Raw genomic sequence first — 12,829 nt, forward strand, 5'->3', positions numbered from 1 at the left:
ATGAAAAATTTTAAACAGTTAGCCACGCAAGTGATCAACATTGAGCAACAAACCATTGCTGAGCTTGTGCAATATATTGACGATGGCTTTGAGCTCGCTTGCCAACTCATGTTTAACTGTCAAGGCCGTGTCATTGTTATCGGCATGGGAAAATCAGGTCACATCGGTGGTAAAATTGCCGCTACACTAGCCAGTACTGGCACTCCTGCATTTTTCGTACACCCAGGTGAAGCCAGTCATGGCGACTTAGGCATGATCACCCAAGATGATGTTGTGCTCAGTATTTCCAATTCAGGGGAAACCAGTGAAGTTCTGGCTATAATTCCTGTGATAAAGCGCATCGGGGCAAAATTAATTGCCATGAGCAGTAATCCAAGCTCAACCTTAGCTAAGCTGGCAGATACACATGTTTGTATCAAAGTATCACAAGAAGCTTGTCCATTAGGGCTTGCGCCGACTTCAAGCACCACTGCAACCTTAGTGATGGGTGATGCTATTGCTGTTGCCTTGTTAAATGCGAAAGAGTTCACCGCAGATGATTTTGCGCTATCTCATCCTGGCGGCAGCTTAGGCAAACGCTTACTATTGCGTTTACAAGATATTATGCATCAAGGAGAGCGCCTGCCAATTGTCAATGAGCAAGCGAAAATTAAAGATGCGTTGGTGGAAATGTCACTCAAAGGTCTGGGCATGACGGCGGTGATTAATAACGAACAACAACTATCGGGCTTATTTACCGATGGTGATTTACGTCGCATTCTCGATGAAAAAATTGATATTCACCAAGATGAAATAGCATCAGTGATGACGAAAAACCCGACCGTTGCCAATCAAGAAATGCTTGCCGCTCAGGCATTAAAAATTATGGAAGATAAAAAAATTAACGGCTTGATCATCATCGATGATAACAATCAACCGATTGGCGCAATGAACATGCATGATTTACTCAAGTCAGGAGTCTTATGATGGTTAACACTCTGTACGGTGAAGTGAGTGAAACAATTCTAGCGAAAGCAAAAAAAATTAAGCTATTCGTCTGTGACATTGATGGTGTATTTTCTGATGGCCGCATATATTTAGGTAATGACGGTGAAGAGTTAAAAGCCTTTCATACTAAAGATGGTTATGGCATTAAAGCATTAGGCGCCAGTGGCGTTGATGTTGCCGTGATCACCGGCAGACAATCTAATATCGTCCAAAACCGTATGACCGCACTTAATGTTAAACATATTGTTCAGGGGGAAGAAAATAAACTGCCAGCGCTAACCGCTATGATAGAGCAACTAAACTTAACCAAAGAGCAGGTCGCCTATATCGGTGATGATATGCCGGATTTTGAATGCATGAATCATATTGGTTTCAGCATTGCTGTCAGTGATGCCCACCCAGCAATATTATCACTTGCCGACTATACCACCCAAACTCGCGGTGGCTTCGGTGCTGTGCGCGAAGTATGTGATCTCATCATGCAAAGTCAAAACACCCTACAATTTGCATCAGGCGCCAGTGTATGAGTAAAACGAATGCGCTCACCTTAGCCTTTTTTATAATCTCAGTGATCACTTATGCCTTTATTGAGTGGCGTCAAGCAAATGTAGAAGATGAGCATTTTATTGATCAGCAAGTCAACCCTGACTTTATTGCTGAAGCACTGAACAGTGAAATATTTAAAGCCAATGGACAGCTAAGTTACCAGATAAATGCCGATCGGATGGAACATTACGCCGAATTAGCAGTCACACACTTTGAGTTTCCTAAATATACCTTATACCCAAAAGATAGCGAATCACCATGGAAAATAAGTGCTAATGAAGGCACACTTTACAATAATAATAGGGTAAAATTAGCAAACCGTGTTAGCTTGATCTCATTAGATGACAAAAGCTTAATTCAAGAAATTAATGGTAAACATTTAGAATTAGATTTAAAAACTAATATTATTAGTTCAGTTGAAAAAATTGAGATCAGAGGTAAAGATTTTTCAATGCTAGGCTCTGGACTAATCGTTGACTTAAATACCAAACAAGTAACCCTAACAAACCATGAAAAAACCATATATCAACAAATTCAAGAGTAGTGTCCTAAGCTTCGCTATTTTCCTATCGTTACTTGGATATGCTCATGCTGCCGAATTCGATCTCAAGCAAGAAATCAACATTGATGCAAGCAGGCAAGCCGCTGACTTAAAAAATAAAATTTTTAGTTATATTGATAATGTTGTCATCTCTCAAGGTTCGCTCACCATTAAAGCAGATCTGGTACAAGTATTAACCGATACGGACACCAACAATAAAACCTATATTGCTAAAGGACAGCCGGCAACATTTACTCAAACACTTGAAGATGGCACGCCCATTTTTCTTCAAGCTAACGAAATCAAGTACGAGCCAGCTAAAAGTACCGTGATTATTTCTGGCAATGCCGAACTACGCCAAGAAGGTAGTAAAGTTAGCAGTAGCGTGATCACCTATAACTTTCTGACAGAACAAGTTTTAGCCAATGGCGACAATAAAGAGCGGGTGAAAACCGTATTACAACCTAACGCATTAGAAAAGAAAAAATAATGAACAGTGCCACCCTTATTGCCAAAAATCTTGCTAAAGCCTACAAAGGCAGAAAAGTCGTTAAAAATGTCGGCATGAAAGTCCAAGAAGGGCAGATCGTTGGGTTGCTTGGGCCAAACGGTGCAGGCAAGACAACCTCATTTTATATGATTGTTGGTCTAGTCAGTAACGATAGCGGTAGCATCATTTTAAATGACGAAGATATCACCTTGTTGCCGATGCACGAACGTGCACGTAAAGGTATAGGTTACTTACCACAAGAAGCATCCATTTTTCGTAAACTCACGGTTTATGAAAATATTATGGCGATTTTACAAACCCGAAAAGACCTCAACGACATTGAACGAGAAGAAAAACTTGAGCACTTAGTTGAAGAATTTAATATTGGTCATATTACTGAAAACTTAGGGATGAGCCTTTCCGGTGGCGAAAGACGCCGTGTAGAAATAGCAAGAGCACTGGCTGCAGAACCTAAATTTATTCTATTAGATGAACCATTTGCAGGTGTTGACCCGATTTCAGTAGGAGATATAAAAAAAATTATCCTACACTTAAAACAACGAGGCATCGGGATATTAATCACCGACCATAATGTACGAGAAACATTAGATGTTTGTGAGCATGCATATATTGTTAGCCACGGTGAACTTATTGCCGAAGGTGATGCGGATCAAATTCTTGCGAATCAACAAGTAAGAGATGTATACCTTGGTGAGCAATTCACGCTATAGTTATGGTATGCTTTTGATTAAAGTAAATGATAATAATTAACAGGAAAATAATTCATTAATGCGCCCTAGTCTGCAGCTCCGAATTGGACAACAACTTACCATGACGCCGCAATTGCAACAAGCAATCAAGCTGTTGCAGCTATCCACCTTAGATCTTCAACAAGAGATCCAAGAGGCGTTAGAAAGTAACCCATTACTCGAAGTCGATGAATCAACACCTAACAACCAAGAATCTCAGCCTGATAACTTAGAAGAAGCATTTTCTGCCAATAGCACGGAACAGAACAATACCAGTGATGGCAGTGAAGATTCTAGCCCAACGGCAGACGAAATCAGCACCACCGAAGCAATGAGTAAATCGGATATTCCTGAAGATCTTAATATCGATACCACATGGGATGAGTCCTTTAGTGCTGGTGTATCGAACACAGGGATTGGCGTTGCTTCTGAAGATTATACTTACCAAGGCGAAACAACCGATTCCATTCAAGATCACCTGCGTTGGCAAATGGGCTTAACCCCATTTAGTGAAACAGATTTAGCGATTGCCACAGCGATTATCGATGCAATTGATGACGCTGGTTACTTACGGGTGACCACAGAAGAGATCCTAGAGTCACTTGGCTTAGAAGATGTCGAGTTAGATGAAGTTGAGGCGGTGTTAAAGCGCATTAATATGTTTGATCCTGTCGGTGTTGGGGCTCGCTCAATTTCAGAATGTCTGTTGATCCAATTAAATCAATTTGATAAAGAAACGCCTTGGTTAGCAGAAACGAAACAGGTCATTACCGAACATATCGACCTACTCGGAAACCGTGATTATCGCCAGATTATGCGTAAAACACGTTTAAAAGAAGATCAATTACGAGAAGTTATCAGATTAATTCAATCTCTTGATCCTCGCCCTGGTGATAGTGTCATCAAAAGTGAAGAGCAATATGTCATCCCCGATGTTTCCGTTGAAAAGAAAAATGGTCGTTGGGTGGTGGAATTAAATCCAGATACAGCACCTCGACTTTCAGTAAACCAACAATACGCTTCGATGGCGCGTTCAATGAAGTCTTCAAGCGATAGCCAATTTATTCGTTCTAATCTACAAGAAGCAAAATGGTTTATTAAAAGCTTAGAAAGCAGAAACGAAACGCTATTAAAAGTATCAAATTGTATTTTGCAACGTCAACAGGGCTTTTTTGAACATGGCCCTGAAGCTATGCGGCCCATGGTACTCAATGATATTGCCGAAGCGGTAGATATGCACGAATCTACAATTTCTCGTGTGACCACGCAAAAATACATGCATACCCCGCGAGGTATTTTCGAATTGAAATATTTTTTCTCTAGCCATGTCAGTACTGAAAATGGTGGAGAATGTTCATCTACTGCGATACGCGCTTTAATTAAAAAGCTTGTCGCAGCTGAAACGCCAGCTAAGCCATTAAGTGATAGTAAAATGGCTGAATTACTCGCTGAGCAAGGCATCAACGTTGCTCGTCGGACGATAGCCAAATATCGTGAATCATTATCGATTCCACCGTCAAATCAACGTAAAAGTTTACTTTAACTTAACAATAAGGATTTCCGCTTATGCAAATTAATCTTGCCGGTCACCACGTAGAAATTACCGACTCATTACGCGAATCTGTTCACACCAAGTTTGCAAAGCTAGAACGACATTTTGATCACATTAATAACGTGCATGTCGTACTCACAGTAGAAAAATTGAATCAAATTGCCGAAGCAACGGTCCATATGAATGGTAATGAAATTCATGCCAAAGCAGAAAATGCCGATATGTATGTTTCGATCGACTTATTAGTGTCAAAACTTGATAAACAAGTATTGAAATACAAGGGTAAGCTTAATAAGCATTAATCCTCTTTTATCAAATACCAACAAGTATTATGAATTTACCAGATATAATTACTCAGAACTGCACCTTGTGTGCAGTTTCTGCTACTAGTAAAAAGAAAATATTAGAAATGCTTTGTGAAAAAGCTGCTGAGCTGACGAGCGACTATCAAACCTATGAGCTGCTTGAGAGCTTAATGGACAGAGAAAAAGTTGGTTCAACCGGTATTGGCAATGGTATCGCTATCCCTCATGGTCGGTTAAACAAAAGTGAGCAAGTCATTATTGTCGTAGCGACCTCAGCTGAGCCGATTGAATTTGATGCCATCGATAACCGTCCTGTTGATATATTTGTTGCTTTATTTGTCCCTGAAGCACAATGTCAGCAGCATTTATCGACCTTACAAAGTATTGCGCAAGTGTTGTCAAACAAACAAACCTGCAAACAAGTGAGAAAGTGTCAATCAGATAGCGAACTTTTTCAACTACTTAAGCATGCCCATTAACGCCTGCTTAATCACGCACAAGGATCACTTATCATAATGAAGCTTACCATCGTCAGTGGTCGTTCAGGCTCAGGAAAAACCGTAGCATTAAGAGTGCTTGAAGATCTCGGCTATTATTGTGTCGATAATATTCCCGTTAATTTATTACCTGCGCTGACCCATACAGTGATCAATGACTACGAAACGGTTGCCGTTAGCTTAGACGTTCGTAATTTACCTGACGAACCCACTGACATTTCAGAAATTTTAGATTACTTACCCAGTGCGGTAGAAATGAGCATTGTCTATTTAGATGCTGATGACAGTGATTTAATTCGTCGTTTTAGTGAAACTCGTCGCCTACATCCATTGATTAAACAAAATATAGCTTTAGATCAGGCGATTTCATTAGAGAAAAAATTATTAGAGCCTATTTCCAGCCGAGCCAATTTATACATTAATACCAGTCAACTAACGCCACACCAGTTAGCTGACTTGATCCGTGAACGTGTGCTTGGCAAAACGACTGGCAACATGGTGGTGGTATTTGAATCTTTTGGTTACAAGCATGGCATGCCCAAAGATGCTGACTTTGTGTTTGATGCCCGTTTTCTGCCTAATCCATTCTGGGAAAAGGATCTCAAACCATTCACCGGCCTTGATAAACCAGTACAAGACTTTTTAGCAAGTCAGCCGATTGTCACTAAGTTTGTCTGGCAAATTAATAGTTTTATGATGACTTGGTTACCTCATTTAGAGCGTAATAACCGCAGCTACATCACCATTGCCATAGGCTGTACTGGCGGTAAACATCGGTCAGTGTATATTGCTGAATTATTAGCGGAAAGCTTCAGAAAAGAGCGTAGTGATGTACAGGCTAGGCATCGTGATTTGCAAGTAAAAGCCACCTAACTCACTTTTGGATATATCGATGTCAACGCAACAAAAACGCTCATTAGTCATTTCAAACAAGCTTGGTTTACACGCAAGAGCCGCCACTAAGCTTGCCCAGTTAAGCCAAAAATTTGATGCAACAGTTACCATTGAACTTGATGGTAAACAAGCAGATGCCACCAGTATTATGGGATTAATGTTGCTCGCCGGTGGTCAAGGAAAAACCGTTACCATCATTACCGATGGTCAAGATGCAGAGCAAGCGCTGGCGGATGTTTGTCAATTATTTACCGATAAATTTGATGAAGAAGAATAAGCTTTCTTCATTTTAGCCATCACTTTTCGTACGTTATTTTTTGTTAAAGCCAGAAAAAAAAGCTGATAAAACCAGTAAGTTGAGATAAACTAATTGCTACTGGGCAGCTAATAAATTTAATAATTATTTAACTTTTTCGTAATTTCGTCTCAGTATTTTCAGTTATTTCTAATTTCGTTTTATAACGGCACGGGACAGCTATATGCCGGAAAGTTCAGAGCAAGAATACAGCCAACAACGATTACAACAAGTCAATGAAGCACTTGGCAGTGGTATGTTCGTCTATGTTCGCAAATTATTGCAGAACATGACGGCTTACGATTTAGCGCTGCTTTTAGAATCGTCCCCCACCAAAAGCCGTACTGTGCTATGGCAATTAATTGATCATGACCATCATGGTGAAGTACTTGAAGAACTCAATGAAGAAGTTCGTAAAAGTATACTGAAAAATATACGTCCAGAAAAATTAGCCGCTGTTGCTGAGGGCATGGATGTTGATGATTTAGCTGAAGTATTTCGTACATTACCAGACAGCGTCTATCGTGAAGTACTTAATTCGATGGACTCCCAAGACCGGAGTCGAGTAGAAGCCGCGTTATCTTTTGAAGAAGATACCGCTGGCGGTATCATGAATACCGATACCATCACCATTCGCCCTGATGTCACGGTTGATGTGGTATTACGCTACCTCAGGTTGAAAAAAGATTTACCCGAAGCAACCGATTCATTCTATGTGGTTGATCGCAATGATATTTTTATTGGTGCCGTGTCGCTCACCGCCATTATCACCAGCAAACCTGAAGAAATTGTCTCGAACCTGATAGATGAAGAAATCACGGCTGTTGATGCCGATATGCCAGAAACAGAAGTTGCTCAGCTCTTTGAGCGTTACGACTGGGTATCAGCGCCAGTAATAGATAAAGAAAATCGCTTATTAGGCCGTATCACCATTGATGATGTCATCGATATTATTCGTGAAGAAGCTGAACACTCAATGATGAGTATGGCGGGTTTAGATGACGAAGCCGATACTTTTGCGCCAATTCTTAAAAGTACACAACAACGTTCCATCTGGTTGGGTATCAATCTTATCACCGCATTATTGGCGGTTGCCGTATCCAGCATGTTTGAAGACATTCTCGGTCAACTAGCCATTTTGGCTATTTTAAATACCTTAGTACCCAGTATGGGTGGGGTCGCCGGTAACCAAACATTAACACTGGTGATCCGTGGTATGGCTCTCGGTCATGTCGGTGAAAGTAACGCAAAAATCTTACTTTATAAAGAGCTTGCCGTAGGCTTTCTTAACGGCGTTATTTGGGCGCTTTTAATTGCCACTGTGGTTACAGTCTGGAAACAAGATATTATGCTAGGTGGAGTGATTGCGTTTGCGATGTTAATGAATTTAACCGCGGCAGGGATTGCAGGCGTTAGTATTCCTCTTGTATTGAAAAAGCTAGACATAGATCCCGCATTAGCAGGAAGCGTGGTGTTAACAACCATCACTGATGTTGTCGGTATTTTTGCTTTCCTTGGTACCGCCACACTTCTGCTGGGCTAGTCTGCTTAATTACCCGCCACTTGCATTTCATCTAGCAAGAGTGAGCCAGTGCGGATACTGCCTTTCATGTCAATATCATTACCAACGGCGACAATCTGCTTAAACATGTTGGCTAAATTACCCGCAATGGTCACTTCAGACACAGGATAGGCTATTTCACCATTTTCCACCCAAAAGCCTGCCGCACCGCGTGAGTAATCGCCGTTGACAACATTCACCCCTTGCCCCATTAATTCAGTAACTAATAATCCCGTACCTAGCTGTTTAAGCATTTGATTAAAGTCACCTCCAGTCGATGATACTTGCCAATTATGAATACCGCCAGCATGACCAGTAGTTTGCATGCCAAGTTTTCTCGCAGAGTAACTGGTTAATAAAAAGCTTTCCAATACACCGTCTTTGACAATGTCCCGATCAACGGTAGCAACACCTTCACTATCAAACGCACTGCTGGCTAACGCTTTTTTAATGTGCGGGCGTTCCTTAATCGTTAAAAATTCAGGAAAAATAGGCTGCCCTAAGGCATCAAGTAAGAACGACGATTGTCGATATAAATTGCCTCCACTAATCGCCGCAATAAAATGACCAAAAAAGGTATTCGCAATATCTGCGCGAAACATGACGGGTACTTTCCCCGTTGGTAATTTTCTAGCATGCAGCCTTGAAAGCGCCTCATTCGCTGCATTAATACCGACTTTTTCTGCTTGTGCTAGTAAAGCAAAATCGCGATTAATTGTATAATCATAATCACGCTGCATATCTTCACCCTCACTCGCTATCGCAACACAGCTTAACGAGTGACGAGAACTTGGATAACCAACTAATTGACCATGACTATTTCCGTACACCTTAAAGCCTTCAAAGCATGCTAATGTCGCGCCATCAGAATTAGTGATACGTTGATCACTGGATAACGCGGCATTTTCACATGTTTTAGCAATCGCAATCGCTTCGTCAGTTGACAATTCTTTAGGATGATATAAGTCGAGATCGATGGGTGACATCGACAACAGTTCTTTATCTGCTAAACCAGAAAATTCATCTACTGATGTGTATTTTGCAATATTGACCGCGGCTTGTACCGCTTGTTTTAATGCACCATCAGATAAATCAGCAGTCGAAGCGCTACCCTTTCGACCTTGTTGGTACACAGTAATACCCAATGCACCATCATTGGTAAATTCAACCGTTTCCACTTCACCTAAACGAGTACTAACACTCAACCCTTGTTGCTTACTCATTGACACTTCAGCGCCATCTGCACCCAGTGATTTTGCTAGCGATAATACCTCGGCAACTCGGCTTTCTACTTGTTCCATTTGTTTGGGAATACTAATTGAATCTGTCATTTAAACGAATATCTCATATTTGTTGCTAGAGCCTCTGACACCGATTGATGTATAATGCTTATTACAACGTAAATTTATCAATTGTTATTATTATGCCCCAGTCTGAACACGATATCGATGAATTCGATGAAGAATATAAAAGTAAAACAGACTTAAAGCGTGAAATGCACGCTATGCAAGATTTTGCCCTTAAGTTGGTGAAACTCAGTAAGCATCAACGCAGCAAAGTCCCCTTTAGCGACGGATTATTAGAATCCCTAGCCTTAGCCGATAAGATCAAAAACAAGCCTGAAGCTTTGCGTCGTCACGTCAGATATATGGCGAAAGTATTAACAGAAAATGATCTTGAGCCTATTCATAAGGCACTTGATATCATGGCGAACAAGCATCAACAAGACTCTATTAGACATCAACAACTTGAACAGTTACGTGAAGATTTACTCAGCCAAGACAATGACTTTATTGAAAGCGTGCTTTCTGACAATGACACCATGGAACGTCAAAAGTTGCGCCAACTTATTCGAAATGCCAATAAAGAGAAGAAAGCTGAAAAGATAGCCAAAGGCCATCAAGAGCTACTCAATTACCTAAAGCAGCATGTCGCTGTATAGACTAACGAAGTAATACATCAATAATACGCCAAGCATGTTACATGCTTGGCGTATTATATTTAACTCTCAAAAGCGAAGTGTTAGCTATAAAATAAAATACTTAGCAAACACTTTATAAAGCTCAGTCCCCTGATTCACACTCGCTGATGCAAAGTGAAGAATAGGGATCACATCTTGATCCAATGATAAATAATGTAACGGATCACCATCTCCGTAATTATCCATGCGCAAAATACGCGCCAATGGCTGTCCTGCGGCTAGCGGTTGACCAAATTCAGCAAGATAATCCACCATGCCTCCCATCGGCGAATAATAAGCCTTGTAATCTTTTAAATAACAGCCATAACGGGTCATTTCTTGTGGGACAAACTCAGTACTATCTATTACCCCTTTATGCTGCAAATAACATAAAATACTTTTGGCATCCGTTAATGCTACATCCAGATCAATTTGTTCCTGTGAGCCTAACTCAACCGTAAAGCTTTCTTTATTTATCCCATTCGCATCAATCGAAAACTCAATGCCTAATTCAGCAAAAGCTTGCTGCAGTTTCCACCAGGGACAAAAGGTAGCTTCATCCAGCGCTCCATCAAAGACATTAGGGATTAGTAACGTATGAGGAATATCGAAATACTGTGCGCTTTCTTGGGCATATTCTGGGCAATACAAGTGCTTACTTGAGATAGGCCCTGTATGTAAATCTAAAACAAAATCGGCTTGATGAGCCAACTGTTGAAGTTGATAAGCAATGCGCTGCCCCGTGGTCAAACCATAAATATTATGATCAAGCTTTTGATTTATTGTCTCAAGCATCAAGGCTTTAAAGTCACGCTCTATGGTAGCGTTATCTTTACCAATGCATTGTTGCACAAATGGTTTTATGATCGACTCATCAAAATGATACATCCGGTTCCAGTTAACCCCGGTAATAGGATCAAAACGCCCTAAGGTATATTCACCATTTTTATGATTACAGCCCACAGGATTAGCATACGGTACTAAGGTAATATCACCGTTTACCTTTAAATCACGCAGTAATTCGAGCAACTGAAAAATAACCGCATTACCCTGCACTTCTGCACCATGCATATTCGCTTGAATATACACACTTGGCGCACCTGCCCTTCCTTTAAAACGATAAACAGGTACAGTTAATGCCGCACCGCTGGCCATTTCCCCTACATGCATCACTTCTTTTGTAAATTCTGTCATTGTTATACCTAACTACTTAACGTAAATACCAGTTAGCTGACTCAGCTGTGCGAATCTCTGTTAACTTGCCTGAATGCCAAACCCACTCACTGGCAATTTCGTGACAAAGAAAAAACGGCATACTTTCAGTAAATCCATACGCTCCGCATAGCCCAAATACTAAAACATCATCAACCGAAACATCTTCCGGTAGAGAGAATTGGCCTAATTTATCCATACTGGTACATAATGGTCCATGTACATCATATTGTTTTGACTCAGATTGTGATGTGCGCAATAAGGCAACAGGAAAAGGCTGATCAGTAATAGCGGGCCGTAATAAGTGGTTAATACCGCCAGCAAGTACTAACTGCGCCTGCTGATAATTCATTTTTTTATCTACCACAGGGCTGAGATAATAACCACAATGTGCCACCGCAAATCGTCCAAGCTCTAACCAAAGCTCATCAACACCGGCTTGCTGCTTGATTTTGGCCAGATCCGTTATAATTTGCTGCCAGGACAAACCAACACCTTGCTGTAAGTAATCAATACCTAAACCACCACCTAAGTCGAGTATTTTCAGTGTCATACCAATATCATTTGCTAACTGACACAAAGGCGGGACCATTTGTTGCCACAATTGGTACATCTTCTGATTACTGAGCATATTGCCCCATTGGAAAATATGTAAACCGCAGATATCCACACTTGGGAAGTCAGTCACCTTGATACCTTGCCACTCTGCCACCGATAATCCAAAAGGGGTTAGTGCATTGCCACCAAGGGGATTTTTTTCACCTTCAGGCCACTGCAATTGCACACGTAACAAGACTTGAGGGGTCACATTTTCAGCCTGTGACGCCTCATTGAGCCATTGCAGTTGATTTAAGCTTTCTGCAACAAAAACCCTAACGCCTTGCTTAATAAAGGCATGGATCTGTTGTTTGGACTTTGCAGGTCCTGTATTGAGTATACGCTCAGGTGCAATGCCTTGTTGCAGCACCTGAGCAAGTTCGCCACTGCTGGCGACATCAAAATTAAAGCCTGCACTATCCAGTGTTTGAATCACACGTGATAAGGGATTCGCTTTCACCGCAAACCACAGCTTGATCACATCTTGCTGTTGTAAACTTGCTAAGTGAGCTTGGAGCTGTTCCAGATCATATACAAAACAGCCATTAGCAACGTCTAACGTTTTTGATTCAAGCACTTGTTGTTGCAATTCAGCACTAATAGCGGGCGATAGCCATTGAGGATGATTAGCCATAGTAGCAAC

General features: G+C 41.0%; 15 protein-coding genes. 12 read left to right on the forward strand and 3 right to left on the reverse strand.

The features are described 5' to 3' along the window. The 11 genes from IV514_RS10605 (at position 1) to mgtE (ending at position 8,399) form a co-directional block, all read left to right on the forward strand. On the forward strand, positions 1–966 hold the full coding sequence (locus IV514_RS10605; RefSeq protein WP_206485188.1) for a KpsF/GutQ family sugar-phosphate isomerase: 966 nt from the start codon (positions 1–3) through the stop codon (positions 964–966). Beyond that, positions 966–1,514: a 3-deoxy-manno-octulosonate-8-phosphatase KdsC gene (gene kdsC / locus IV514_RS10610; protein ID WP_206485324.1), complete on the forward strand. Its 549-nt coding sequence runs from the start codon at positions 966–968 to the stop codon at positions 1,512–1,514. Before IV514_RS10605 ends, kdsC begins: the two co-directional genes overlap by 1 nt. Continuing rightward, positions 1,511–2,077, forward strand: a complete 567-nt coding sequence (lptC, locus tag IV514_RS10615; RefSeq protein WP_206485189.1) for an LPS export ABC transporter periplasmic protein LptC — start codon at positions 1,511–1,513, stop codon at positions 2,075–2,077. Before kdsC ends, lptC begins: the two co-directional genes overlap by 4 nt. Further along, positions 2,043–2,564, forward strand: a complete 522-nt coding sequence (lptA, locus tag IV514_RS10620) for a lipopolysaccharide transport periplasmic protein LptA (RefSeq protein ID WP_206485190.1) — start codon at positions 2,043–2,045, stop codon at positions 2,562–2,564. The genes lptC and lptA overlap by 35 nt, the downstream gene beginning before the upstream one ends. Next, a complete protein-coding gene (gene lptB / locus IV514_RS10625; protein WP_206485191.1) occupies positions 2,564–3,295 on the forward strand; it encodes an LPS export ABC transporter ATP-binding protein in 732 nt (243 codons plus the stop codon). The genes lptA and lptB overlap by 1 nt, the downstream gene beginning before the upstream one ends. A gap of 58 nt (positions 3,296–3,353) precedes the next feature. Further along, entirely contained in the window at positions 3,354–4,856 is a 1,503-nt protein-coding gene (locus IV514_RS10630; RefSeq protein WP_206485192.1) for an RNA polymerase factor sigma-54, read from the forward strand. 23 nt (positions 4,857–4,879) lie between these two features. Beyond that, positions 4,880–5,167, forward strand: a complete 288-nt coding sequence (gene hpf, locus IV514_RS10635; RefSeq protein WP_206485193.1) for a ribosome hibernation promoting factor — start codon at positions 4,880–4,882, stop codon at positions 5,165–5,167. A 29-nt stretch (positions 5,168–5,196) separates the two neighbouring features. Further along, positions 5,197–5,649, forward strand: coding sequence for a PTS IIA-like nitrogen regulatory protein PtsN (gene ptsN, locus IV514_RS10640; protein WP_206485194.1), 453 nt, complete (start codon positions 5,197–5,199; stop codon positions 5,647–5,649). Positions 5,650–5,685: 36 nt separating this feature from the next. Beyond that, positions 5,686–6,540: an RNase adapter RapZ gene (gene rapZ / locus IV514_RS10645; RefSeq protein WP_206485195.1), complete on the forward strand. Its 855-nt coding sequence runs from the start codon at positions 5,686–5,688 to the stop codon at positions 6,538–6,540. Positions 6,541–6,559: 19 nt separating this feature from the next. Then, on the forward strand, positions 6,560–6,838 hold the full coding sequence (locus tag IV514_RS10650; protein WP_206485196.1) for an HPr family phosphocarrier protein: 279 nt from the start codon (positions 6,560–6,562) through the stop codon (positions 6,836–6,838). A 202-nt stretch (positions 6,839–7,040) separates the two neighbouring features. After that, complete coding sequence (gene mgtE / locus IV514_RS10655) at positions 7,041–8,399, forward strand: magnesium transporter (RefSeq protein ID WP_206485197.1); 1,359 nt, start codon at positions 7,041–7,043, stop codon at positions 8,397–8,399. A 5-nt stretch (positions 8,400–8,404) separates the two neighbouring features. Here the strand turns inward: mgtE and pmbA are convergent, their stop codons facing one another. Then, on the reverse strand, positions 8,405–9,748 hold the full coding sequence (gene pmbA, locus IV514_RS10660; protein WP_241242284.1) for a metalloprotease PmbA: 1,344 nt from the start codon (positions 9,746–9,748) through the stop codon (positions 8,405–8,407). A gap of 92 nt (positions 9,749–9,840) precedes the next feature. Here pmbA and yjgA point away from each other — a divergent pair, with 92 nt between their 5' ends. Further along, positions 9,841–10,359: a ribosome biogenesis factor YjgA gene (yjgA, locus tag IV514_RS10665; protein WP_206485198.1), complete on the forward strand. Its 519-nt coding sequence runs from the start codon at positions 9,841–9,843 to the stop codon at positions 10,357–10,359. An 84-nt stretch (positions 10,360–10,443) separates the two neighbouring features. Here yjgA and IV514_RS10670 read toward each other — a convergent pair whose 3' ends face one another. Both IV514_RS10670 and IV514_RS10675 read right to left on the reverse strand, forming a co-directional pair. Further along, entirely contained in the window at positions 10,444–11,571 is a 1,128-nt protein-coding gene (locus IV514_RS10670) for a succinylglutamate desuccinylase/aspartoacylase family protein (RefSeq protein WP_206485199.1), read from the reverse strand. 16 nt (positions 11,572–11,587) lie between these two features. Further along, positions 11,588–12,820, reverse strand: coding sequence for a PLP-dependent decarboxylase (locus IV514_RS10675; protein ID WP_206485200.1), 1,233 nt, complete (start codon positions 12,818–12,820; stop codon positions 11,588–11,590). Positions 12,821–12,829 lie beyond the last annotated feature (9 nt).

The organism is Thalassotalea sp. G2M2-11, from assembly GCF_017168195.1.
Taxonomy (GTDB): domain Bacteria; phylum Pseudomonadota; class Gammaproteobacteria; order Enterobacterales; family Alteromonadaceae; genus Thalassotalea_E.

Coding starts and splice junctions, on each gene's coding strand:
- IV514_RS10605 (WP_206485188.1), top strand. CDS start 1: ATGAAAAATTTTAAACAGTTAGCCACGCAAGTGATCAACATTGAGCAA.
- kdsC (WP_206485324.1), top strand. CDS start 966: ATGGTTAACACTCTGTACGGTGAAGTGAGTGAAACAATTCTAGCGAAA.
- lptC (WP_206485189.1), top strand. CDS start 1,511: ATGAGTAAAACGAATGCGCTCACCTTAGCCTTTTTTATAATCTCAGTG.
- lptA (WP_206485190.1), top strand. CDS start 2,043: ATGAAAAAACCATATATCAACAAATTCAAGAGTAGTGTCCTAAGCTTC.
- lptB (WP_206485191.1), top strand. CDS start 2,564: ATGAACAGTGCCACCCTTATTGCCAAAAATCTTGCTAAAGCCTACAAA.
- IV514_RS10630 (WP_206485192.1), top strand. CDS start 3,354: ATGCGCCCTAGTCTGCAGCTCCGAATTGGACAACAACTTACCATGACG.
- hpf (WP_206485193.1), top strand. CDS start 4,880: ATGCAAATTAATCTTGCCGGTCACCACGTAGAAATTACCGACTCATTA.
- ptsN (WP_206485194.1), top strand. CDS start 5,197: ATGAATTTACCAGATATAATTACTCAGAACTGCACCTTGTGTGCAGTT.
- rapZ (WP_206485195.1), top strand. CDS start 5,686: ATGAAGCTTACCATCGTCAGTGGTCGTTCAGGCTCAGGAAAAACCGTA.
- IV514_RS10650 (WP_206485196.1), top strand. CDS start 6,560: ATGTCAACGCAACAAAAACGCTCATTAGTCATTTCAAACAAGCTTGGT.
- mgtE (WP_206485197.1), top strand. CDS start 7,041: ATGCCGGAAAGTTCAGAGCAAGAATACAGCCAACAACGATTACAACAA.
- pmbA (WP_241242284.1), bottom strand. CDS start 9,748: ATGACAGATTCAATTAGTATTCCCAAACAAATGGAACAAGTAGAAAGC.
- yjgA (WP_206485198.1), top strand. CDS start 9,841: ATGCCCCAGTCTGAACACGATATCGATGAATTCGATGAAGAATATAAA.
- IV514_RS10670 (WP_206485199.1), bottom strand. CDS start 11,571: ATGACAGAATTTACAAAAGAAGTGATGCATGTAGGGGAAATGGCCAGC.
- IV514_RS10675 (WP_206485200.1), bottom strand. CDS start 12,820: ATGGCTAATCATCCTCAATGGCTATCGCCCGCTATTAGTGCTGAATTG.